Consider the following 24,478-nt stretch of genomic DNA (forward strand, 5'->3'; position numbering starts at 1 on the left):
TCTCTCGTCCCCTCGCTATCTCTGAACTCCTCACCTTTCGGGGGTTTCAATATCTCACTCCTTAAGAGAACAGTGTCCGCCATCCTTAAAAAATTTGGCTGGGAGCGAGAGTTTCGATCGATATCCAGTAAACGAGTTCGAGTTTGGTGCAAAACTCAACCCGAACCCGTCCCCCTCCCCGTCCCCGTCCCCGAACCCGAACCCGTCCCTGAATTTGAGGTTGATTCAATCCCTGTTGAGGCTGCTGATCGACCTCACTTTTTAGAAATCGACCAAAAAAATGAGGTCGATCGTAAGGTTGATCACCCTGCTACAGAAGCATTTGATCAACCTGATCAACCCGATCATCCTATTTCTGAAAAAATACTAAATTCTGATCTGACCTCCGATCCAACCTCCGATCCAAGCTCCGATCAGACTTCAGCTCCGACCGTAGATTGGATATCTGCTCTGGCAGCGAAGTCGTTAGCGCAACGCTTGAAAAATTCCACGGCAGCGAAAGATTTTCCCAGTTTGGGTGAGAAAGTCGATCACGTTGATCGCGTCGATCAATCCCTTGCACAGCAGGGTGATCAACCTAGCGATCGACCTCAAAATTTGGAGCCATTTTCAAAAAATGAGGTCGATCGGCAGCCTCAACAAAACGCCGAAACAGGGGATCTTGTCGAATATATTCGGCTAGCGATCGAAGCCGGCGATCGAGAAACAGCTCTTGATATTCAGACCATGCTCAAGGAAGTTTGCAGCAAAGGCGCAGCCGATCGCCAGAAAGTCTGGAACTCCCTTACCGCTGATGAAAAAACCGCTTTTAATGGATTGATTTCCCCAGACCCGACACCAACTCCGACACCGGAATCGACAATGCCAACAGCAGAACCGACAGCGGAGACAGTGGAGACAGTAGAGACTGTGGAGACACCCACAGCAGTCCCAACACCGGAACCAGCAGCTACCGCCGGGGCAATAGCAGATCCCAATAAGAGTGAAGGAATAGATGAGAAGGATGCCGAAAAACTGAGAGAGATAGCAACTATTTGGTGGGATGAATACTACCCAGAACAATTGCAAAACCTACTCACTCAGATGTATGGATGGAAAGCGCCAGGGACGAAATACTGCGGAGAAATCATCAATCAGTGGCTGGAAAAAGAAGATGATTTAGTTCGCGATCGAATCAATCAATTGATATCAACCAAAACTCAAAATCTGACTGAGGAAACACATGAAAAATGAGACAAGCCTCACAGTTGAGCAACAGTTCAAGCTCAAAGTTTATGCCAACCAAACCCTATCACTTTCTGCGAAAGAATCGCGCATTTTACTTGTGGAAATGATGCGCCAGAACATGATCCAAGACAACGAAATCAAAAATTTACTCAATCCAAATCCAAATGAATAATTTCTGCGATGCTAAAACTGCTTGTAAAATCCTCAATTGTAGCGATCGAACCCTTCTGCGATACAGAAACCAAAACAAACTTATAGAAGGGATTCACTGGGGTAGAAATCCTGGCGGAAAAGTTCTCTACAATCAACAACTGATTGAACAATTGATAACTTGTGGTGGGGATATCACTCATCCGGACCATCAGAAATTTATGGAGAGGTATCTCACTGATTTACCTCAAAATCAACATCAGAAACCGGGTCGAAAACAGGGAACAAATCTGGTAGTTTTGGCGGGTTGACCAGTCCGGCATAATTTTCATAAAGTGTTCTCACATCGTGACCGGTGAGGGCTGCGATCGAAACAGGATTCATGCCAGATTCCAAGCCATGCGAAATTAGCGTATGTCGGGTATTGTAAGGTTTTCGATAATCAATTTCAAGGGATGCAAGCGCAGGTTTCCAGTAGCGGTTGCAGAAATTTTTGGAATCGATCGCTCTACCTTCGATGCTGGTGAAAATTAAATCATCAGGTTGGAAGTCAGTCGATCGCCGGCTCAGTAATAACTGTTGCAGCCGTGGAGTTAGCGGCACCGTGCGGTCTTTATTCCGCTTGGCTGCTTTCCGATCACCGTTACTCAAACTTTCTCCGATCCAGATGCGATCGCAGTTGTGGGAACAATGTCGCCAGACGAGAGCTGCTGCTTCGCCGGTGCGAAGGCCGACGCCGAATTTGAATTCCACATAGTCCGCATAATGTTTCAGATTCTCGTTTGAGCGGAATTTTTGGACGATCGCGCTTATTTCTGTAAGCGTGAACGGTTCTGGGCGTTGTTTGGGAGCTACGTTCACCTTGACTTCCTCCCAAGGATTTTCGAGAACTAGCTTCTTTTTTCTGGCCCACTCCCAGCAAGCATTAAGCATGATAATCCGTTCCCTTACGGTACCGGGTTCAAGTTTCTGTGCCAGCCAATCTCTAAATTTTTCTGCAACAGTTTCAGAAACAGAAATTGTGCTTTTGTTTTTGAAAAACGCAGAAACGTGTTTCTCAAGTCCAAGATATTTAGCGAAAGTAGAAGGCTCAACTTTCCGGCGCTTGTACTCGATAAATTGGTGAAACAGGTCAGAAACAGAGATGGATTCTTGTTTCTGGGGTTTGTATTTTGCCAGAGACGGGTCAAAATTGCCACTGGTCATATCGAGTTCGATCGTCCGCGCTTTGATGCTAGCCGCTTTACGGTTGACTATCGAGTCTGGCAAACCGAGATATAGCCAGAAACGTTTACCTTGCCACGACCAGGCAAGTCGCAGCCGATCTTTGAAAACTTCTATATTTACTGAGCCTTTTGGCATACCCCAGATTTATCGCAGATTTATCGCAGTGATTGTCTGAGTATGTCATATTCTGTCACCCCTTATTGAGAATGGGTAAGGAACGATTTATCTAGTAAAAATAATGGAACCCTTATAAAATAAGGATTCCATCTATCGGAGCGGCGGGATTTGAACCCACGACCCCTACTACCCCAAAGTAGTGCGCTACCAAGCTGCGCTACGCCCCGACAGCTTTAATAGCTTAGCATGGAATTCTATAGAAAGTCAAAAAACTTTTAAAACTTTTGCGGCCTGCACCAAACTCGGAACCGCAGCCGCCGGCCAAAAACCCTCGCACCTCCGACCAGCATTTAAGATCAATTGCACGCTGTAACTTTCGGGATAACCTTCCACCTGCACCCACAGCAAGTCACTTTCGGCTTCAATGGCGATTTTTTCCTCGTCCATTAACTCAGAGGCCATGTGACTCATTGTGCCGGCTAATTGCCCCAACAATCGGCAAAAATCGTTCAACTCAGCCTCCGTAAGTTCGATCGCCCAACCGTCGCCAGCCACCAAACCCTGAAACTCCTCCGCCTCCGGGTTCCATCCCAAACGCCACCCAACACCCGTTTTAATTACACGTTCCACCATTGAGGAATTTTAGATTTTAGATTTTGGATTTTAGATTTGTAGAACTTACCCATAAATACGAAAGAAACCGGGTTTTTTACCATTGTTAAAGGCCGGGATGCAGTATTTCCCTAAAAAACCCGGTTTTTGCATCCATGAGTATTAAGGTGCCAGCAACTTCGCATCTCCCGGCTGCGGCTGCGGTATCTCCGGGGAATTCGATCGCCCTTGTGGTTTTTCCCCCGCCGCCGGTGTGCGCCCGCCCCCGGAACTCTCCGTAAAAACATCAACCAAAGCTTGAACCAAAGCATCCCGCTGCGATCTATTTAACCTTTGAATAGCAGCACGATCCTGTTCCATGGGATTTGAGCGCAAAACGTCGTTTCCCGGATACACGCTTTCTACCAAATAATCTGGAGTCGCCCCCAAATAGTCAGCTAAACTCAACTTCCAATCAAATCGGTAATTGGGCGGGCGTCCTTTGACAAATACGTGATATCGAATCAACCGCCCGACTAAAGTATTGGTAGGATCGACTTTTCCTGTTTCCTTAGAAATGTAGTTATTTTCGATCGGCAAATCCGGCAATTTTTCATACACCAATTTCCACGCATCTTGCACCCTCACTTGCAACGGCGCAGATTGTTGAGCCACCTGCTGCACGGACGCAGGCTCAGAACTCCGCAGCAGCGAAGGTTCCAAAGCCGACATACTCAATTCGCCCGATTCCAATACCCAACTCAAAAGCGTGAAAATCGCCACACTCAAAGTAACGCACAGAAAACTTAAGCCCTGCTTTAATTTATTCACGGTTTTGACACTTTTAAACATAGAAAAATTTCATAATCTTACGACCAGCAAAGTCCTACTTTCTAAGTTTATGAATTAGGAAAAGAAACCCGGTTGGCAGCATCCTGATTTTGTAAAAAGCGTTTTTTAGCAGTGCGAGCTTCCGGCTCAGTTGCTTATATAAAATAAACCGAGTTTTTCGCCTAGGCGCGCCAGTCTAGTTTAAAAAAGTTTTGGGTTTTGAGTTGACAAAAATTGCTTGCAACTCACCACTAAAACCCAAAACTCCCGAAGTCTAGATATCTCCGATTATTTCCGGCTGAGTCAGTTCGTCCGACATCTCAAATATCGCCCGCATTACAGGTTTCATTTGATGGTCGTCCATATTGTCAAAATCTTCATAGCGACGGCGTTTTGCGCGGTTCGCCACCTGTACCGTAATCCGATAGCGGTTGGATGCAGCACCGATCAACTCTTCCGCCCGACGGGTTAGCTGAGTTGAATCGAAGGTTGGACGCTTAACCATGAGACTACCTACTTTATGTAATGTTACATTCTAGTCTAGTATGTCAAGATTCATAATTTATTAACTGAGTATCATTGCTTATGCAGGCAGCAACAGCCTATTCCTTTGGTCACTTGCATCGGGGAAATTCTCATCCCCTCAAATTGGTTGCTTTCGGTGACAGCTTAATCTACGGTTTCGGCGACGGTGTAGGCGGTGGCTGGGTAGAAAGACTGCGCCGACAGTGGATGTTACCGGAGAGTGCAGGACACGTTTTATACAATTTGGGCGTTCGGGGCGATCGCACCTATCAAGTCTCCCAGCGCCTGGAAAACGAGTTTCGCCACCGTGGCGAGCTCAGAAACCGCGTCCCGGATGCGATTATTCTTTCCGTCGGCCTCAACGATTCGGCGAGAGTGCAGTCGCCTACCGGGCGCAGCTACACTGAGTTTGAACATTTTAAAAATGTTTTGGATAATTTATTAGACACTTCCAAACAACTTTGTCCGGTGATATTTGTCGGGATGGTGCCCGTGGATGAAAGTAAAATGCCTTTTCAAGATTGTTTGTATTACAGTCATGCCGACCAATATCGGTATAAGGAAGCAACAAAATTAGCTTGTCAGTTGCGGGGAATTCCCTATTTAGATATTTTTGATAAATGGATAAATCGGGGCAGTGATTGGTGGCGATCGCGCCTGATTGCAGACGGGCTACATCCCAATGCAGCGGGGTATAAATCTTTATTTGAAGATGCAACGAGTTGGGAACCGCTAGCCGCTATTAGTCATTAGTCATTAATCAAGTCGAGCGAGGGCGGGCACTCTTGGCACTGCCCCTACATAATACAGGTTCTGCATCCAGGACTGTATAAATTTAAGGTAGATAAGGGAGATAAGCAACATAAGGATTTTAAGGAATTTAAGCCTTTTATAATCCACACTAAGAATAAAAATATTTATTTTAAAAGACCGTATCTTCCCCCCACGAAAAATTAAAAGATTCAACAATGAGTACATAAGTGAGGGAAAGAGCAAGTTCGGCAGGAATCAATCAGCCTATTAACAGCTTGCTTGTCCTCAATAAAAAACTTGTGTAAATTGGAGAATCAAAAATGTCTGTATTACATCGCATAAAATCCGGTACATCTGTTTTATTAACATTGGGAACTGTTGCCGCAACCGCAGCGCCGATGCTAGCTCCCGCGCCTTCTTTTGCTCAAACAGCTTTTTCGGATGTTAATAATAACTACTGGGCAAAAGATTTTATTCAAGATTTGTCAGAAAGAGGAATTATCAAAGGATTTCCAGATGGCAGTTTTCGCCCGGATGCACCGGTAACGCGGGCTGAATTCGCGGCAATGATCCGTTCTGTGAAAAAGGCAAAAACCCGCGCAGCCGTGGGGTTTGCCGATGTTCCGTCTAATTTTTGGGCAAGCGGGGCGATCGCAGAAGCTTACGAAATGGGATGGATGTCTGGCTATCCCGGCAATGTTTTCAGACCGGCACAGCAGATTCCTCGCGTTCAAGTTGTAGTCGCTTTAAATAACGGCATGGGCTATGAGCCTACGTGCGATTTTCAAGATGTTCTCAGCTACTATAGCGATGCGGGTGAGATTCAAAGTTATGCTGTCAAAAGCGTTGCTGCTGCTACTGAAAAACAGTTAGTTGTCAGCTATCCCAATCCTAAATCTCTCAAACCGAACAAATCAGCAACGCGAGCTGAAGTAGCTGCTTTTATCTATCAAACATTAGTGAGTACCAATCAAGCAAGGGCAATTAATTCTCCTTACATTGCCAAGATTGATGTTAGCGAGTCTGTTGCTGTGAAAATTCCCAGCGGGGCGACTATTCCAGTCGAGTACGCAAAAGGTAAGATTTTGCTCGGCCCCAATGACAAGTCTCCGATTACGCTGACTGTAGCTGCGGATATCGCGGGCAATAATGGCCAAGTGCTGATACCCGAAGGCTCGAAAATTAGCGGCGAATTGCGATCGACTGCTTCGGGCGTTCAGTTTGTGGCTCAAGAATTAAGTATCATCAACGGCAGCAGAGTGCCTCTCAAAGCCACTTCGCAACTGATTACTAGGAAAGAAACTGTTACCAAGGGCGTTAATGTTGGTAATCTGGTTAAGAATACGGCGTTGGGTGCAGCAGCAGCGGCGGCGATCGCAGGTGTTACGGGCGATCGGGCGATCGCGACTGAAGAGGTGCTCGGCGGCGCGGGAATCGGGACTTTGATCGGGGTGTTTTTGGGGAGAGATAAAGTCGATTTGTATGCTGTTAATCCCGACACCGATTTAGATTTGCAGTTGGATTCCGAGTTGGTAGTTGGTACTACCACCACAGGCATTTGTAGCGCTCGATAGAGCCGATACTTGGAAATTTCCTCAAACCCCTCGCCTTGCAGGAGAGGGGCTTTAATGTTTGTATTTTACCTCGCTACAAGTGCATCTAATCAAACAATTATTCAGAAAAATTTTAACTTGTTAATTTCTACGGACATCCCAAACTTTCTCGGGTAGAAACTCCCGTCACGGGATTGACACCATTTGCTTTCTCGCACAGGATATTCACTTGATAAGCGTCGATAATCGCGTCAGTAAAATCAGCACCGGAAATTGCAGCATCATAAAACCGAGTTCGAGTCATAATTGCCTCGGAAAAATTAGCATTCGTCAAATTAGCGCCGTCGAATGTAACTCTATCTACCAAAGCACCGGAGAGGTTTGCACCTGACAAGTTGGCCTTCAGCAAAACTCCCTTAGTCAAAATCGCATTAGTTAAATCAGCACCTTGAAAATTTGTTCCCCGCATTTGGGCCGCGACAAATGTTCCCCCCGCTAAATCCGAGTTGGAAAAATCGCGATCGGACAAATTAATATTTGTGTAATTAATATTTTTTTTAGGCAGCGCAAATGCCGGAGTAGCACTCAGCAGCACCCACCCACAAGCCAACACTAAACTTAAAATCAGGCTCAGGAAAATTCGGAAGACACTTTTCATGATGATGGGAATGGGGAATTGGGCATTGGGCATTGGGAATGGGGCATTGGGAATGGGGCATTGTTGACTGTTGACTGTTGACTGTTGACTGTTGACAACTAACAACTAACAACTAACAACTAACAACTAACAACTAACAACTAACAACTGACAACTGACAACTGACTAATTAAAATCGCTTTACCCAATCTTCGCCAACGCGAAGTGTCAAGTCAGAATTGATTTCACCCGTAGAAGATGCTTCAATTTTACCGCCGCCTAACTCTTTTTGCAGTAGATTCGCTGCCTCTAAATCGCCTTGCTGAACAATAATTTGACTTTGACGCTCCTTCTGGGGCGAATCCTGCACTACAGATACATTAAAAAAGCCCTTTTTTCTGAGAAATTCAGCAACAGTTTTTGCGGTTGCTGGTTTATTAGAAGCGTTTTGGACAGCTATTTTGAGGTTTTTGGGCAAAACAGACTCGGTTGGATTGCGAAATCGTCCTTGTGCAAAATCCGGCACGCTCTGGTTGAAATATTGTGTCATAATGCGATCGACCTTGAGCGCATCTAAAATCCAATAACTCCTCAAATCCCCTTGTTTTGAGCTAGAACTTCCAGGCAACATTACCATTTTAAAAGTATCTCGCTCTAATTGCAAACCGAAATTTGCCAGCGTCAATATTTCCTCATAATTGAGGTTTGTATCCACATATTTTTGCATCAATCGAACAATTTGTGGCAAGCGTACCAATACTGATGGACTTGTGAGGCGGTTCCGAATAACTTGAATTAAAGATTGCTGCCGCTGAATGCGACCAATATCTCCTAAACCGTCGTTGCGAAATCGAGCAAATTGTTCTGCTTGTTCTCCGTTGAGAGTTTGCCATCCCTGGGCTAAGTTTATTTTTAACTTTTGGGCAGTATCTGTATAGGACATCGCGCGAGGTACAAACACCTCAACTCCGCCCAACAAATCGACTAATTCCCGAAACGCACTGCTGCTGACTCGCACGTATCGTTCAATCCTCGTATTGTTCAGCATACTGCTAACCAATCGCGTCGCCAAAGCTGCTCCTCCCGTCGCATTGGCTTCGCTAATTTTGCTGAATCTAATTCCGGGAACATCGACTTTAGTATCTCGCGGAACAGACAGCAAACTAATAGATTTCTCTCTAGGATCGAGGTGCAATAAGAGTATTGTATCGCTGCGACCCTCAAAAATCTTAGGGCTATTGGCTGCAGCTTCCGGCACGCGGTCAATTCCCAATATCAAGATATTAACTGGGCGCGATAGGCGGTATCCAGAGTTTGATGATGTATAGTTAAAGCCCGTAGCCTCTAATACTCTACTGATAATTGGCGGTTCCACGGGGGCTAACAGGGCGGTAATTGCCCCGATTGTGGCGGAGATGGCGGCTGTGAAAACTAGGAAAAATAGCCCCACTATATACAGGAAGAATTTAGGCTTTTTTCGAGATTCTCGATCGACTGGTTTAACAAAGTTTCTTTTAAAGATTGACAAGTTTTTCATTGACTTGCTGTTGATTATTGCATTTTTTCAGCTTTGCAGTAAAACTTGGGCGGTGCTTCTCGAAAATATTTGAACAAAGCCGGACACAGCCAGCCTTCGAGATTTTTCGATTCCCACCGATACCAGTTACCGCCGTATTCTTCTTTCAACCACAGCATTTCTGCTTGATATCCGGGAAATGGATTGGCTGAAAATAAGAGTCGGAAACCTTGAGCGGCATTGGGAATGTCTGCGACAAGCGCGTTAATCATTTCCGGGACGCCCTGAACAAATGGTTCTCGGACAAGTCCGACTCGCTCGTCGTCAAAAACCCAGGTGTAGTGTTCGCGATAGGGATAAATTACCATCATGGCATTGGACATGGTATTTTCCTCTTTTCATTTCATTTCTTTTATCTGCGAAAATGTAAGTATTGATACATTATATTCTGTTGCGCGGAAGTTGTGCACTATCGGATTTTACCACCCTATTTTAACTTAGGAAATTTCGCTGGTTATTTACCAATTTTTTTCGTCTGTTGCGGGCGAACTCTAGATTTATCGGGATTTATAGCTGTTTTTTTTACTTGTTATTTCTAGATAAGTAATAACAACTTTCTTGAAAGTTAAAGAAAAATTATTGCATATTTTTTGTCGGGTTGTGCCTATTTTTATAACCAATATTACCTTGGTAAGAATGACGAATAGTCTTTATTCACCCAAACTATTAGAACCGAAACCCAAACTACAAACCTATAACTGTTTGTAGTTTGGTGTTATGTTTTTTTTGAAGATACCGTTCAAATTCTAGTCAGCTCAACCAGCGCCTTAGCCAAATATTGATACTGCGGCAAAGTATTGTATAACTGAGCCGAAATCCTCACCAACTGCTTACTAGCATCCGGCCAAGGAATCACCGGAACTTCTATTTTAAAAATCTCCCACAGCGCCTCTTGCAAAGGTGGAATTCCTCCTTTTGCAACCACATCAGACTGGGAGTCTGCCAGTGGCACAACTGCCATCGAACCCACCATTTCATCGGGACAAGGCAGTGGCAAACCTAATTTGTCCGCCAATATTTTTCTCCCCGCCAACGCCAAAGCATGATTTTTGGCCCTCAATTCCGGCCAGCCACCGCTCAATAAAGAACCCATAAAATCAATAGCTACAGGCACGCACAAATAGGGGCTAGGATCGACTGTTCCCATCCAGTCAAATTCTAGTTGAAAGCGCGATTTATCAGCGCGGGGCGAGTTAGCACCGTGACTGATCGTAGTTGGGCGAATAGCATCTTGCTTGTCGCGCCGCACGTATAAAAAGCCCGCACCTTTCGGCGCGCAGAGCCATTTGTGGCAATTTCCCGTATAGTAAGCCGCGCCAATTTCATCTAAATTCAGTGCTACCATTCCCGGCGCGTGAGCTCCGTCTACTAATACATCCACGCCACGGTTAGCTAACTCGCCAACTAACTGTTTGATGGGAAATATTAAACCTGTTTGGCTCACAACGTGGTCTAATAAGGCTAACTTTGTTTGCGGTGAAACGCGCTTAATTATTGCTTCAATAATTTGTTCGGGTGACTCAATTGGAAATGGGACTTCTGCTACTATTACTTTAGCGCCTGTACGCTCGGCTACAAAATTAAGTGTGTTGCGGCAAGCGTTGTATTCCTGATTTGTAGTTAGCAATTCGTCTCCTGGAGAAAAAAAGAGCGATCGCAAAACTGCATTTACTCCCGTCGTCGCATTCGGGACAAATGCCAAGTCATCCTCACTCGCACCTATAAATGCGGCTAACTGATTTCTCGCATTATCCAACAAAGGCTCAAATTCCCGCATTAAAAAGCGCAAAGGTTCTCTTTCCAGTTGTTCCCGAAAAGCGGTTTGCGCTTCCAGTACGGGAATCGGACAAGCCCCAAAAGAGCCGTGATTGAGGAAAGTTATATGGCGATCGAGCAACCAATATTCGTTAATCATTAGTAATTAGTCAGTAGTCATTAGTCAGTAGTCAGTAGTCATTAGTCAGTTAACTGTCAACTGTCAACCGTTAACCATTTTATCTTTTAAGTGCTCAAACTCTTCTAATGTATTGCAATTCGATAACATTACTGCTTCTCGTTCTCCGACAGGTAGAGGGATTGCGGGGATTTGATTTAGCCACACTTGAAAGGAACGTCCACCTCGGTCAATAAAACTTTGCAAACTGGGCAGAGCTTTTTGGCGGTAGAAGCCGCACAAAGGCTCCCAGCGCGAATTTTGATAAGGCACAACTGCTAAAGTTGATTGGGGAAACTCTGTTAACTGACTCGCCCACTTCTGAATAATCTGGGCATCCAACAAAGGCAAATCGCAAGCTAACAGTAAAATCCACTCGGCGGCAATTTCTGTCAATCCCTGAGTCAATGCAACCAAGGGCCCGGAGCCCGGATTGTACTCTACCAGAAATTGGGATGTTTCGGTTAAGGTCGATCGATAGCGATCGGGCCAAGCAGTCAGAACATAAACTGCTGGCGTTAGAACTGCGGCAACTTCCAACGCCCGCTGCAATAGGGATTTGCCCTCAATTTCCAGCAGAGCTTTATCCCTACCCATCCGCGAACTTTGACCGCCGGCAAGCACAATTACAGCAATTTTATGATTAGTCATTGGGAAGAAGGAAGAGGGAAGAAGGAAGAAGGAAGTTCGGCAACGGATTATGTAACGGATGTAACGGATGTCAGGAAGAAGGAATAGGGAAGAAGGAATAGGGAAGAAGGAAGAAAAATTTCTCTCGGTAGGGTGCTGTGTACAAAGCCTGCTCAATGTAGCGTACCCACTGCACACACAACCTGATTAATCATTCTCAACTCAAAACACTAACTGCTTTGCTAACTTCCTCAAGTTTTTGCACGACTTGACCGCTGCTCAATAAAGTTTCTGCCTCAATTAAACCCGAACTCATATCCAAACAAACTCCGCTGCGCCACAGATAAAAGCCGCCGTTCCAGATAGCGGACTGCATCAATTCCGATGGTTTACCCAGCAACACTTCCTGCATTTGTTTTAATAACTCAGAGGCTGATTCCAAGGCAGGATTTGTGCTGCTAAAACCGTAATCTCCGTGAGCTAAAAGCACTCGCTCGAATTCCGCATCCGGCTTAGCAATGCCAATAATCGCAGTCCGATCGCGCGGCAAATCGCAGCTTCCCTCCAATCCTTTGACTGTGGTATAATTTTTGATTCCGCGCAACTCAAAGGCTTTTTGAAACATACCTTCTGTCGGCGGGTGGACGTAGCCGGAGATGACGTTAACGTCGCCAACATAGGGACACCACATCAACTCCATTGTCGAAAAAGGCGGCCGTTTGCCGATTTCGCGGCGGTAGGGTACTAAAGCGGCGGCTTGAGGAAAATGCTTGGGAAGGTAAACAAAACCTAAACCCGTACTGTCAAAAACTTGCTGAACTTTTTCTAAACGGAGTTTCCTCCAGTCAACTCCCAAACCGCGCCAAATTTCAATCAAGGGAATGCCTTCCTTGGTTGGCATGGTATCGCCCCCGTGCATGATGGTTGGGACGCCAGAGGCGGCTAAAATTAGGGCTGTTAAAGGGCTAATTGGAGCCGTGCGCGATCGCCCGTCGTAAGCAACGCCAAACACGGCGACGGTAGAGACGGAAAACCCTTTTTCTCGGTTTGGGGGGGCAAGCATAGGCCCCAATTCTTCATAACCATCGAGCATTCCGGCTAATTCTTCGCCGGTGGGCCGTTTAATGCGGTGGGCAATCATAAAAGCTCCGATTTGAGCCGGTGTTGCTTCTCCCAGCAGCATCATCCGCGTGGCTGCTGCTGCTTCGGAGCGAGTTAAGTTTTCTCCTGTGTGTACTCCGCTGCCAATTTTTCGCAGCAATTCTCTAAATGCGTCACTCATAACTTTTGAAGTTGGTAATTGGTAGTTGGTAATTGGTAGTATTTAAACCGTTTTAAATTTAAATTTCAGAACTATCTATTCAAAATAATCGAATTATACCATTTTCCAAAAAGAAGGCAATTGTTGGAAATATCCAAACCCTTATTTCATCAGTCATTCCCAATCTAAAATCTAAAATATAAAATCTAAAATGGTATTAACTGCCTGATTTTTCTAGCTTTATGACATCAAAAGGCGGCACAAATTCGCGTACCAGATTCCAGAAATGGGCGATCGGCGGAATTTGCATTCGATCGTGTGTTGTCACCAACACCACTTCGCGAGTCCAGGGCGGATCGATCGCCGATTGACCGATCGCCGAAACCTTGGAATTTGGGCGCTCTTGGGCGATCGACCGAACTGCTAAAGTGCGATCGGTTTTCGCCTCCACCAAAGCTGAATGCGGCAGCAAAGCAATCAATTCTCCCTGTCGCACCACACCCCGAAAAGCATCAAGAGTGTTGAGTTCCAAAACAGCATGAAGTTTAGCACCGATGCGTCCAAATTGTTCTTGCACCATCCGCTGCATTCCGTACCCATCCTTAAACACCACTTGCGGGTAACAAATCAATTCCGGCCAAGGTACTCGATCGTACTGGGCCAAGGGATGACCCGCCGCCATCAACACCTCGATCGGCTCATTGTAGAGCACCTCAACCAACATTTCCGGGGCTTGAGTAAAATAGCGGTTGTTCATCACCACCGCTATGTCCACCAAACCGTCTTTGAGGACTTTTAGGGCTCGATCGCTCCCGAGGGAAGTCACCCGCAACTGCACCTCTGGATAGTCGCGGCAAAACTTTTGCAGCACAGGCGGCAAATAAGCAGCGCAAACCGAGTGAATCGCAGCCACGCAAAGTTCCGGCTGCTTTCCCGCCAGTAACTCTCCCAATTCTTCTGCTGCATTTCGCCAAGTCTGACAGATTTTGCGAGCGTGAGGCAGCAGGCGTTCCCCTCCCACAGTCAGCTTCGCGTGGGCCGTGCGGTGAAACAGCGACAAACCCACTTCTGCTTCGAGTCCCTGCACTTGACGGCTAATAGTCGATTGGGTAACGCCGCACTTCCGGGCAGCTTGCTGAAAGCTACCGGTTTCAGCAACTGAAAGAAATGCTTGAAGCTGCTCTAAGCGCATGGATGTTTAATTCGAGATGGTTTCAGAAATTTTACGGGAAGATAATCTGTGACATTAACCGATTTAGTAGAAGAATTTAGTAGACTTTGATACAGGTACAGATTAGTTTTGATTCCGGGGCTAGACGCGGGGATGCTTGGCTCTACGAATCAATTTCCTCGGGTAGGATTTATAAGTCCTCAAGTAGAGGTCGATTCTTCAATATAGAAGGGATTTCTGAATCTGCAAAATCATCAAAAAATGGATATAATAAAGATAAATTCATCGAATTTTGCAGGCTTGTAGCTCAAAGTTTTGAAGGAAATCCCCAGTCATAATCGCTTCATAAAATGCGCTAAATTGCTTGGTTTCTCCCTATGCTTTGGACTTTAAAACTCGCCTTGAATTTCTTACCTCCTCGGGCATTATAATACCTGACTGTCCCTAAATATCTCAATAAATGTACGAATATTGCAGGTCGGTTAAAACCAGCCGTGAACTTTGATCCCCGGACTAAAGCCACTGTTGTTTTCTGTTTTTTTTTGTATAAACTAGGAATTAGCGGGTCAGCAACACAAGTGCAAGTAGGATCGATCGCACAGGAAAGCAGAAATACTGCAATTTCTTAAGATTATGTCATTTAACCACAATTTTATTCCGCAAGGTGGATGTTGCCAGTGGCAACCCCAGTTGATGGGACTGCACGCGGTCAGCGATTTATTAATTGCCTTGGCTTATTATTCAATTCCAGCAATTCTGACATACTTTGCCCGGAAGCAGCGGGACGTGCCTTTGAGCAAGGGGTTACTCCTATTGGGAGCCTGGTTTTTCTGCGGCGGGACAACTCACTTGATGCAAGTTTGGATGCTGGTGCATCCCAGCTACTGGCTGTCAAGTTCGATCGCGGCCGTTACCGCTATCATCTCTCTGTGGGCTGTAGCGTCCCTGATACCCTCGGTTTCTCAAGTGTTGGCTTTGGTTGGGGCGGTCTCTTTAGCAGGAAATACGGTGCTGGGAACTGAAAAGGTCGATCGACGGCAAGCCGACTCTGCCATTAAAAATTCCGTCGCATTCCCCACAACCGAACTCCAGCAAATTAACCAGCAATTGCTCGCAGAAATAACGCAGCGCGAGCGAGTCGAGGAACTCCTGCTTGACGCTTTAGGCAAGCTGCAAGAAAGCGAAGAACGCTTCCGCGTTTTTCAGGAATTATCTCTAGACGGATTTAACGTGTTTCGCAGCATTCGCGACGAATCGACAATTGTGGATTTTGAATGGGAATACGTCAATCCCGCAGCGGCAAAAATTCAGCAGAGTACCGCTGAAGAATTAATCGGCAAGCGATTGCTAGAAGTGCGGCCCGGTCATAAAGATAGCGGTTTGTTCGATCGTTTCGTGCAAGTTGTAGAAACAGGAATTACCCTGGATACCGAGATTTATTACAACAGCGAAGGAATTGTCGGCTGGTTTCGGATGATGACTGTTAAATTGGGCGACGGCATTGCTATTTCTTTTAGCGATATTACTGGGCGCAAGCAAGTAGAAGCCTCCCTGCGCAACGCGCTGCAAAAACTCACTTCTCATTTTGAAAATACTCCTCTAGCGGTGATTGAGTGGGATGAAAACTTTCGGATCAGCGGCTGGTCGCCGGCGGCCCAGAAGATTTTTGGGTGGAAGGAAACAGAAGTTTTAGGCAAGCATTTTAGCGAATGGAAATTTATTCCTCAGGGTGATTTTGAAAAGGTTCAATCAGAAATTTATAGTTTAAAAAGCTCCGACCGTCGCTGCAATATTGTTCGCAACAGCAATTATAATAAGGGTGGTTCGTTGGTGCATTGCGAGTGGTACAATTCGGCTTTTTACAGCGATTCTGGACAGTTAATATCGGTGCTGTCTCTGGTTTTGGATGTGACGGAACGCTTTAATTTTCTGGAAGTGCTGCGACAGTCTGAAGAGCGGTTTCGGATTGCTGCAGAAAGTGCCAGCGATTTGATTTACGAATGGGATATCGAGACCGGCATCGTGCTGTGGTTCGGTCACGTAGACAAACATTTGGAGTACGAAAAAGGCGGATTTCCGAGGACAAGAGCAGCTTGGAATAATATCTTGCACCCGATCGACCGCGATCGAGTCCTGGCGGCGGTCGATCGGTATTTGAGTGCGCCAGACAGTTCTGCCGCCCCATTTTTTCAGGAATACCGCGTTCAGTCCCAGAGGGGCGGCGTGCTCCACTGGATCGATCGGGGCAAAGCAGTGCTTGACAAACAAGGCAATCCCTACAAATGGATCGGCGTGATTAGCGACATCAGCGATCGCAAACAGGCCGAAGAACAGCGGAATCTAGCTTTGGCGCGGGAAAAGGCCGCCCGCCGCGAAGCCGAAGCCAGCGAACTGCTTTACCGCGTCCTCGCTGAAGCCATCCCGCAAATCGTTTGGACTGCCAGACCCGACGGCTGGGTGGACTACTACAACCAGCGCTGGTTTGAATATACTGGCTTGACGCTGGAGGAAACTCAAGGCTGGGGGTGGCAGCTAACCCTGCATCCAGATGACGCGGAAGATTCTGTAGAACGCTGGAATAGCTCCGTACAGACGGGGATGACTTACGAGGTGGAATACCGCTTTAAACGGGCATCTGACGGGGCTTACCGCTGGCATCTGGGCAGGGCATTGCCCGTGCGGGACGCTGAGGGGAAAATTCTCAAATGGTTCGGGACTTGTACGGATATTGACGATCGCCAGCGATCGGCCCAAACAGCCTATTTTCGCGCTAGAGCTTTGGCTTTACTGTCGTCGGCTTCCCTGGATTACGAGGAGGCGCTGCAAGGTTTGGCAGATTTAACAGTACCGGCGCTGGGGGATTGGTGCTGCGTGCATTTGGTCGAGGCCGACGGCTCGATCCGCTTGCACGCAGTTGCTCACTCTGATCCGAGCAAAGTCGCTATGCTGTGGCAAATCGACCGGCGCTTGCCGCTAGACCCCCAGGGACGGCACGGAGTAGCAAAGGTGCTGCGGACTGGGGAGTCGAAGCTCTACGCAGAAATACCGGAATGGGTGATCGAGGCGATTGTGCCGGACAGGGAACTGCTGTCCGTGCTGCGATCGCAGGCGCTGTCGGCAATCTGCGTGCCGCTGATCGCTCGCGGGCGGACGCTGGGAGCGATTTCGCTGCTGTGCGGCGAGTCCGGCCGCCGCTGCGGGGAGGGGGATTTGCTGTTGCTGGAGGATTTGGCGCGGGATGCGGCGGTGGCGATCGACAATGCGCGGCTTTACCGGGAAGCAGCGGAGGCCAACCGGATTAAAGACCAGTTTTTGGGAACGCTTTCTCACGAGTTGCGGACGCCTCTGAACGCGATTTTGGGCTGGGCCCAAATGCTGCGGCAGCGCCAGATGAGTGCCGAAAAAACGGCTGTAGGTTTGGAGACTATTGAGCGAAACGCGCGGTTGCAGACTCAGATGATTGAGGATTTGCTGGACGTTTCCCGGATTGTGAGCGGCAAAGTGTGTTTGAAGCTGTTCCCGGTGGATTTGGTGCGGATTGTAGAAACGGCCGTGAAGGCGCTCAGCCCTGATGCTGAAGCTCGGGGAATTGAATTGGCGAGTTTTTGCGGCGAAGGGGTGGTGGGCTTGGTGAGGGGCGATGCTACTCGTTTGCAGCAGGTGGTGTCTAATTTGCTCTCGAATGCGATTAAGTTTACGCCGCCGTCGGGTCGCGTGGAAATAAGGCTCTCGCAGGATGGGGAACCGGGAGCAGGGGGTGGCGCTATGTTGTCTGGGCCGTCTCCGGTTCACTCTGTTTCGATCGTTGTCAGCGATACGGGAATTGGCATTAGCAAGGAGTTTTTGCCGTTTGTGTTCGATCGCTTCCGCCAAGCTGACAGCACTTCTACGCGCAATTACGGCGGGCTGGGACTGGGATTGGCGATCGTCCGCCATCTCGTGGAACTCCACGGCGGCAGTGTCTGGGCCGAAAGTCCTGGGGAAGGACTCGGCTCGACTTTCGGAGTGCGGCTGCCAATTGAGCAGAGGTAAAGTTTGGATTTTTAATAAGTTATTGAGTTCAAAATTCAATATTTAAGTTCTGCGTAAGGTGCTTATGGCGCACCCTAAAATAACAGCGGTTTCCGCTATTATGCAGTACAATTAATAACAATGAGATATCACTGGGTAGTCACAGCTAATGAAAGCATATTCGCTCGATAATAGCTGCTCTTAGTCAGGATGATGAAATTGTTCATGCTTTCACGACTTTTGCAGTGAATTTAGCATGGATTTTTTTAGCATACAGTTCAATGCTGACTATTTTTCGCCACGATTAAATGCTGTATTTGCTAACAATAACCAATTTGGGTATTGCGATTGGTGCTTTGTGGGAAGTTGCCGAATGGACGGCTGGTATTGTTCTCTCAACCGAAGTAATTGAGAGCCTGAATGATACGATTATTGATTTGATTATCGATAGTTTGGGAGCTGCAATAGCAGCCCTAACTAGCTTCTGGACGTTGCAAGAATGGATGCGCTCCAGTGCGGCAGTTGGGAATCAAGCATCTATCGCCAATGGTTCGAGCGATCGCACTTAACTGAAAGCATTATCATAAGTTTTTCCTCAATCATCTTCCATCAGGTGGATATTTTTTTATGGCATTAGACAGATGACAAGGTTGGGCGAGTTAGATTAAATTAAAATAGAAGGCAGATATTGAAATAATGTTGAAAAGGGCAAATAGACCTTTTACCTAACTCAAATTCTAAGATTTTCAATTCCCATTGTTGCAATTGTTGCAAGAAGTTGATGGTTCAGAACCGGGAGGATTTTAGGAAAATTAAATCAACCACAACGGCAGTTGCTGTGTTGAGTTCAACCTTTTATTTACCGGAGATTGCTCAAATCAGTTCCCAAACATCCGGCATCCTGCCTGTGCTGAACTGAGTTTTCTGGATAAGTCTCATAGCTAACCACAAGGCGATCGCTTGCGATAGGAAGACAAGCAGAACCTCTTTCTTACCTCGTTTATTTTGACGATCAATTCAGCAATAAGGTGTATATAATGAATCAACCAGAATCCTTGTCCCAACCGCTGACCCAAAGCGAATTCGTCGCAACTTTTCGCTTGTTCAGTCGATTTAGCTTCTGGATACAGTTATTCTTGGGTGCTGTTTCCGGCATTGTTTTATTATTTGCGATGTTGGGTCGCAACATGAGCGAACAAACCAATAATAATGCAGGTATTGGTTTCGGGGTATTTTTAGCGATACTTGGTCTTTTATTGCTGTGCTTTAGAATTTATTGGGATTTTCGCTACAGGCTTTTAGGCAGACTTTTGCACGCGGAAAATTCCGAGGTATATCCCAGCAAAGAACATATTACTCACACCTTACGGATAGGATTAATTTCTAGTTTGGTGGGGGTATTAATCGCGTTTGTCGCTTCAGAAGAAACAGTTGCTGTAGTCCTAGCGAAAACTCTCAGTCAACCGCAAGCGATGGCAGCTTATGCGCCAGAAAATGTGATTCGTTCCCTAGATATTTTTGTGACTATGGCAAACGTCAATCTGATTGGCGCTCACTTTTTTGGAGCTGTTACTTCTCTTGGGTTGCTCAATTGGGTAGAAGAGTAATTGGCAGCATTAGCGATCGCTAAAGGCCAACACAGCTCCTATGTTGTTAGGACTGACAAGGGCTGGCACATTTAACTAAGGTTTGTAGTTTTGCACAATCTTGGCGAAAGAGAGCGAAGACTGTGCAGCTACAAGCTAAACAAATTGGCTATTTGGATGAACATCTAATCTGGAATTGGTAGCGATCGCTCCTGCTAATGGTAATCGGCCCGCTCCACCGTTTTTAAATTTTAAAAATGTAATTATATTAATTATATTGAAAGATATTTCATCTACCTTGAAATAGATAGATTTTGAACCATACCAAACAGGACTTAGGCTCATATTCCGAAAGATCAGCTATATCCGTGGAATTCAGCTTCCTAAATCACCCTCCGCAAATCCTCTCGCTCTTAATTCTCCGGCCATTCTTGCAGGGCGATCGCAATTCCCTGTTTTAATCTTGGTTCCAGACTCTCTTGGTTAACTAAAATTTCTAATTGCTGTCTGGCCTCAATCGCATTTAGCTGCTTTAGCGCAGCCGTACAGTGCAGCCTGATGCTGTTATCGGCATCTGCTAACAGTTGAATCAGCACATCTAGCGCTCTAATATCTCCTAATTGCCCTAACCCTAAAGCTAAAGATTGTTTGATTGCCGCGGACTGCACGGCGGGATGATTGCTTTCGAGTAAATCGAGCATAATTTCAGCAGCTTTGGCTTTTAATTCCGGCTTTTCCACTCGCCCTAAAACAGTGATAATCTCTTGACAAATAGGAGAGTTTGTGTTAGTCAATTCGGCAATTAAGGTTTGCTGCAAATATTCTAAAGCGACTGCGGTTTCGCTCCAGCTTAGGGCGCGCACAGTTTCGATTTGCAATTCAACCGGAGTTGTGGGCGATCGCAGCAATTCAAATAAAGCAGCCGCAGCAGCATCGGTTTTCACTCGCCCGATCGCGATCGCCGCCAGCTTGCAAACTTCTAATCGGATGTCCGAAAGCAAAGGTTTGAGCAAGTTAACTAAATCTAATTCTGCATCTAAATAGGCGCGCGCGCCGAGAGCACGCACGGCTTCTTTTCTGACTGCTGTCGCCGGATCTTTGAGTGCTGCTACCAGTACCGGCGGGATGCGGGAGTCGCGAAAGCTGCTCAGGGCCTCGATTGCGGCGGCCCGCACCGCAACTTGAGAGTCTCCGACTACGCTCAACAGCGGTGGGATGGTTTCGGTGCGCCGAATTTGGGCGAGTGCTGCTGTTGCAAACTGTCGCGAGTCTTCTTGGAGTAGGAGAGTTGCGAGGGATTCTATGGCTGTCGGGCCGAAATTCCCTAGGGTTTCGGCGGCGATTTGGCTCAATTCTTCGTCGGAATTTTTGACCAATTCTACTAAAGCTTGAATCACTTCCGGGCGATCGAAGTTTCCGAGGATGCGGGCGGCAAACCACCGGGGCTCTGTGTCTGCGTCTGCGTCTTCGAGCACGGCAATTAAAGGTGCGATCGCGCCATTTCCCAGATTGGGCAATACTTTAGCAATTTCCCAACGGTCTTGAAAATCGCCCCATTCTAAGGCTTGTATTGCTAAACTGACAGCTCGATCTAAAATGTGTTGTTCCTGCGGCTTGCTGCCCTTGGCTGTCACTTGCTGCAAGCATTCGACTAACCCAGGCCAGTTTTGGCGATCGGCAGCGACTTGCCCTTGTTCTAAAAAATTAGACATAATTTTAGTTTTACTTCGATCCAGAAGCGAGATTGTTTGCTGCTAGCCCAGAGCCGGAGGTATTTTTTAGGAATCTTTGGCTACAATTATCCCTTTTTTGACATTTTTGTCAATCCATCATAATCGGTAAAATATAAATAAAGCATTAATTTCATAAAGTTAAGCTATCAAGCTATACTTTTTGTAATTAAAAATCCTCAACCAATTAAAAATCAACAAATGAAGAAAGCTCTACTTTTAGTAAACCAGCACTCCCGAAAAGGGCAAAAGTTATCATCTCAAGCCACTGTAGAATTGCAAGCACTGGGTTTTGAGTTAATTGTAGAATCTACCGACCACGCCAGCGAAATTCCCGACACAATTCGGCGCTACGAAAATCAAGTCGAATTAGTAATAATCGGCGGTGGCGACGGCACTCTCAACGCCGCCATAGAAGGTTTGATAGACACCAAGTTACCCTTGGGTATTTTGCCGATGGGAACTGCTAACGACCTAGCTCGCACTCTGGGCATTCCTACAGATTTATCCGCAGCTTGTCAAGTAATTGCCAGCCAGAAAGTTCGGTTAATAGACTTGGGTTGGGTGAACGGCAAGCATTTTTTAAATGTGGCGAGTTTGGGATTGAGCGTGCAAATTAGCCAGCGGCTGACTAAAGACGTAAAGCAGCGCTGGGGAGTTTTCGCGTATGCTTTTACTGCTTTGCAGACTATTTTGTCAGCGCGACCGTTCCGAGCAGAAATTAAGGTAAACGACCAATCTTTTAATGTTAAAACTATTCAAATTGCCATTGGCAATGGTCGCTATTACGGCGGCGGCATGACAGTTGCCGAAGATGCCACAATCGACGACAAGCGACTGGATTTGTACAGTTTGGAAATAAAAAACTGGTGGGAAATCATTGCTTTGCTGCCAGCTATGAGGCAAGGAAATCATACCAGTTGGCCTAACGTTCGTGCCTTGCACGCTCAAGAATTTGAGGTTAATACTAGCAAACGCCGTCCGATTAATACAGACGGTGAAATCACCACTCACACGCCTGCAACATTCCGAGTGATTCCCCAAGCTTTAGCAGTTATAGCTCCTTCATAACTCATAACTAATATATCACTTAACTGGTTCCCAGGCTGGAGCCGGGGAACCCATATCTAGAGGCTCTGCCTCGGTGCCGAAAATGGAGGCAGAGCCTCCGGATCTGCGTTACCAGGCTCCAGCCTGGTAACGAGTAATTTTCTTGTGCAACAGGTCGGAGAGCCTGTTCACTTAATAATCGCCTCCAGCGCCGTATTGCCACGCTTCAACTAATCGGTGAAAATAGTATTGCTGCTCCGGCGCTAAATTCTTCACCTGCGGTTCTACGGCTTTCCCCAAAGGCTGCAATCCCGTATAAAGACCTAAATTTATATAATGAACCATCCAATCGAGCAAATTAGCTATTCCAACCTGCGGGATAATTTTTATCACTAATCCGGGATGGCTAATTGCTGTTTTAAACAGGGTTTTTGACAAAGCCGGAAACAGCACGATATCCTGAAGAAACGGTTTGAGTACCGGTTCTCCCAACTCTTCCATTACCTGAAATACGGCAGCCAAAAGTTGATTGATTTGATTGGGGTCTATTCTTTGATTCATCGCAGCACTCATCGAACGCTGAAACAACCAGGTAACTGATAGATTCGGCTGATATGGTTGCAAAAGTGCGAGGGAATTGTTGCTGAGACTGTCGCTTGTCAAAGCTTCGTCAATTCCTAGAGTCAAGCGTTTGAGGTGGCGCACCATTGCCCCGAAACCGCCGAAGCTGAGGGGAGATTGGCTACCGCTGCTGTCTCCGACTGGGAGTATGCGATTCCAAGGCGTTTTTAGAGGACTTTGGCGATAGCAGGGGAAGAATCCGTAGAGTGCTCTTTGGAATTTTAACTGTTCGAGTTCGACGTTTTGATATTGGGGAAGCAACCGCAGATACTCTTCAAATAAGGTTTCTAAACTGAATCTTTCTGTGTCGGCGTCTATGTAGGTAAATAAGTAGGTGGTGCGGCCGTCTCTAGCTGGAAATGCTTCCCAAAAATATTGGCACTGATTTTGCATTGGGGTGAAGGATGCAAATATGTCGCCGGTGTCGTTTTTGGGGAATCCTTGAGCGCAACTGCCGACTACTAAACATACGGCGTCGGGTTTTTTGCCTTGTCTTGCTTGGCGGACAATGGGGGAGAAATGTCCCATTGCGTCTAATAATAATCGGCTTTTAAATAAGTTTTTAGCAGGTTTTGAAGCGGTATTTTCTGATTCAATAAGAACGCCATTTGGGTGAATTGTGGCTGTTTTAAATGGTGTATTTTCATATAAATTGCCTCCAGCTTCTAGGAATCGCTGCTTGAGGGTTTCTAGGAGGTAAACTGGGTCTATTCCGATGTTTAGTACGTCGCGCACCCAAATGTCTGGGGTGTTGGCAAAGCTGATGCGGGCTGGGTTGTATTCGGTGGCTATGGCCTTTTCAATCTCTTCAACAGATAGCAGATTTAGTTCTAAGAATGCGTCTAATTCTTTGCGAGAAATGTTCCATTCTTGATCGCGTCCTCGCAGGATGCCGCGTTCGAGCAGGGCTACTCGCCAACCCCGCACGGCTAAGGCTGTACCGATTAATATTCCTAGGGTTCCGCCGCCGATAACTATGTCGAAGTCCAGGGTATCCAGGGGTTGTTGGCTGTGTTTGATTACTTCGGGTGCTGGTGCGGTGTTTTGTTTGAGGTTTTCCCAGAGTCGATCGACTTTTCTCAGGCCTCCGAGGGCGTCTGCTGGCAGTTGGGAGAGGATTTGTTCGGTGAGGGACATCGGGTTTTAGTATTAAACAGTGGCTGATTTTTTATAATTTAGCTTAGATCAACGTTTCCGACAGTTTCAGGGTTTAAGCATGAGGTGGTGAGAAACCCGGTTTCTACGAATTTGGGGCTTATACCAATTCACTAGGAAGGTACACTAAATACAGGCTAAAA

21 protein-coding genes and 1 tRNA gene are annotated in these 24,478 nt (G+C 46.5%); 8 read left to right on the forward strand and 14 right to left on the reverse strand.

Annotated elements, in window-relative coordinates; genetic code table 11:
• Positions 1-72: 72 nt before the first annotated feature.
• The gene (locus QUA13_RS17760) at positions 73-1,233 is read left to right on the forward strand and encodes a hypothetical protein (protein WP_333200545.1); all 1,161 of its coding nucleotides are present in this window, start codon (positions 73-75) and stop codon (positions 1,231-1,233) included.
• On the forward strand, positions 1,223-1,399 hold the full coding sequence (locus tag QUA13_RS17765) for an NblA/ycf18 family protein (protein ID WP_333200547.1): 177 nt from the start codon (positions 1,223-1,225) through the stop codon (positions 1,397-1,399). The genes QUA13_RS17760 and QUA13_RS17765 overlap by 11 nt, the downstream gene beginning before the upstream one ends.
• Before the next feature lie 212 nt (positions 1,400-1,611).
• Here QUA13_RS17765 and QUA13_RS17770 read toward each other — a convergent pair whose 3' ends face one another.
• The 5 genes from QUA13_RS17770 to QUA13_RS17790 form a co-directional block, all read right to left on the reverse strand.
• Entirely contained in the window at positions 1,612-2,739 is a 1,128-nt protein-coding gene (locus tag QUA13_RS17770) for a tyrosine-type recombinase/integrase (RefSeq protein ID WP_333200549.1), read from the reverse strand.
• A gap of 135 nt (positions 2,740-2,874) precedes the next feature.
• Positions 2,875-2,948: transfer RNA gene (locus QUA13_RS17775), tRNA-Pro, on the reverse strand.
• Positions 2,949-2,985: 37 nt separating this feature from the next.
• A complete protein-coding gene (locus QUA13_RS17780) occupies positions 2,986-3,354 on the reverse strand; it encodes a DUF1818 family protein (protein WP_333200551.1) in 369 nt (122 codons plus the stop codon).
• Positions 3,355-3,495: 141 nt separating this feature from the next.
• Entirely contained in the window at positions 3,496-4,143 is a 648-nt protein-coding gene (locus tag QUA13_RS17785; RefSeq protein ID WP_333200553.1) for a hypothetical protein, read from the reverse strand.
• A gap of 274 nt (positions 4,144-4,417) precedes the next feature.
• Positions 4,418-4,648, reverse strand: a complete 231-nt coding sequence (locus QUA13_RS17790) for a DNA-directed RNA polymerase subunit omega (RefSeq protein ID WP_172188796.1) — start codon at positions 4,646-4,648, stop codon at positions 4,418-4,420.
• Positions 4,649-4,728: 80 nt separating this feature from the next.
• Between QUA13_RS17790 and QUA13_RS17795 the strand changes: the two genes are divergently transcribed.
• Together QUA13_RS17795 and QUA13_RS17800 are read left to right on the forward strand one after the other, a co-directional pair.
• Positions 4,729-5,421, forward strand: coding sequence for a GDSL-type esterase/lipase family protein (locus tag QUA13_RS17795; RefSeq protein WP_333200555.1), 693 nt, complete (start codon positions 4,729-4,731; stop codon positions 5,419-5,421).
• Between the two features lie 320 nt (positions 5,422-5,741).
• Positions 5,742-6,995 (forward strand): S-layer homology domain-containing protein, encoded by a 1,254-nt coding sequence (locus QUA13_RS17800; RefSeq protein WP_333200557.1) that lies wholly within the window; start codon positions 5,742-5,744, stop codon positions 6,993-6,995.
• Between the two features lie 127 nt (positions 6,996-7,122).
• Here the strand turns inward: QUA13_RS17800 and QUA13_RS17805 are convergent, their stop codons facing one another.
• The 7 genes from QUA13_RS17805 to QUA13_RS17835 form a co-directional block, all read right to left on the reverse strand.
• A complete protein-coding gene (locus tag QUA13_RS17805; protein WP_445242722.1) occupies positions 7,123-7,665 on the reverse strand; it encodes a pentapeptide repeat-containing protein in 543 nt (180 codons plus the stop codon).
• A gap of 136 nt (positions 7,666-7,801) precedes the next feature.
• Positions 7,802-9,148, reverse strand: a complete 1,347-nt coding sequence (locus QUA13_RS17810; protein WP_333200559.1) for an LCP family protein — start codon at positions 9,146-9,148, stop codon at positions 7,802-7,804.
• 14 nt (positions 9,149-9,162) lie between these two features.
• Positions 9,163-9,510, reverse strand: coding sequence for a DUF6717 family protein (locus tag QUA13_RS17815; RefSeq protein WP_333200561.1), 348 nt, complete (start codon positions 9,508-9,510; stop codon positions 9,163-9,165).
• Between the two features lie 416 nt (positions 9,511-9,926).
• On the reverse strand, positions 9,927-11,102 hold the full coding sequence (locus tag QUA13_RS17820) for an aminotransferase class V-fold PLP-dependent enzyme (protein ID WP_333200563.1): 1,176 nt from the start codon (positions 11,100-11,102) through the stop codon (positions 9,927-9,929).
• Between the two features lie 63 nt (positions 11,103-11,165).
• A complete protein-coding gene (locus QUA13_RS17825; RefSeq protein WP_333200565.1) occupies positions 11,166-11,771 on the reverse strand; it encodes a molybdenum cofactor guanylyltransferase in 606 nt (201 codons plus the stop codon).
• A 196-nt stretch (positions 11,772-11,967) separates the two neighbouring features.
• Positions 11,968-13,032, reverse strand: coding sequence for an anthranilate phosphoribosyltransferase family protein (locus tag QUA13_RS17830; RefSeq protein ID WP_333200567.1), 1,065 nt, complete (start codon positions 13,030-13,032; stop codon positions 11,968-11,970).
• A gap of 196 nt (positions 13,033-13,228) precedes the next feature.
• The gene (locus QUA13_RS17835) at positions 13,229-14,203 is read right to left on the reverse strand and encodes a LysR family transcriptional regulator (protein WP_333200569.1); all 975 of its coding nucleotides are present in this window, start codon (positions 14,201-14,203) and stop codon (positions 13,229-13,231) included.
• A gap of 612 nt (positions 14,204-14,815) precedes the next feature.
• Here QUA13_RS17835 and QUA13_RS17840 point away from each other — a divergent pair.
• From QUA13_RS17840 to QUA13_RS17850, 3 genes are all read left to right on the forward strand, one after another.
• Positions 14,816-18,214 (forward strand): PAS domain S-box protein, encoded by a 3,399-nt coding sequence (locus tag QUA13_RS17840; RefSeq protein ID WP_333200570.1) that lies wholly within the window; start codon positions 14,816-14,818, stop codon positions 18,212-18,214.
• Positions 18,215-18,510: 296 nt separating this feature from the next.
• A complete protein-coding gene (locus tag QUA13_RS17845) occupies positions 18,511-18,762 on the forward strand; it encodes a hypothetical protein (RefSeq protein WP_333200572.1) in 252 nt (83 codons plus the stop codon).
• Positions 18,763-19,230: 468 nt separating this feature from the next.
• Positions 19,231-19,800, forward strand: a complete 570-nt coding sequence (locus QUA13_RS17850) for a DUF3611 family protein (protein ID WP_333193200.1) — start codon at positions 19,231-19,233, stop codon at positions 19,798-19,800.
• Positions 19,801-20,192: 392 nt separating this feature from the next.
• On the opposite strand, the gene QUA13_RS17855 is transcribed toward QUA13_RS17850, so the two are convergent.
• Complete coding sequence (locus tag QUA13_RS17855) at positions 20,193-21,491, reverse strand: HEAT repeat domain-containing protein (RefSeq protein WP_333200574.1); 1,299 nt, start codon at positions 21,489-21,491, stop codon at positions 20,193-20,195.
• A gap of 219 nt (positions 21,492-21,710) precedes the next feature.
• Here QUA13_RS17855 and QUA13_RS17860 point away from each other — a divergent pair, with 219 nt between their 5' ends.
• A complete protein-coding gene (locus QUA13_RS17860; protein WP_333200576.1) occupies positions 21,711-22,580 on the forward strand; it encodes a lipid kinase in 870 nt (289 codons plus the stop codon).
• 171 nt (positions 22,581-22,751) lie between these two features.
• Here QUA13_RS17860 and QUA13_RS17865 read toward each other — a convergent pair whose 3' ends face one another.
• Positions 22,752-24,317, reverse strand: coding sequence for an FAD-dependent oxidoreductase (locus tag QUA13_RS17865; RefSeq protein ID WP_333200578.1), 1,566 nt, complete (start codon positions 24,315-24,317; stop codon positions 22,752-22,754).
• Positions 24,318-24,478: the final 161 nt, after the last annotated feature.

It is taken from the genome of Microcoleus sp. S28C3 (assembly GCF_036700785.1).
GTDB lineage: Bacteria > Cyanobacteriota > Cyanobacteriia > Cyanobacteriales > Microcoleaceae > Microcoleus > Microcoleus asticus.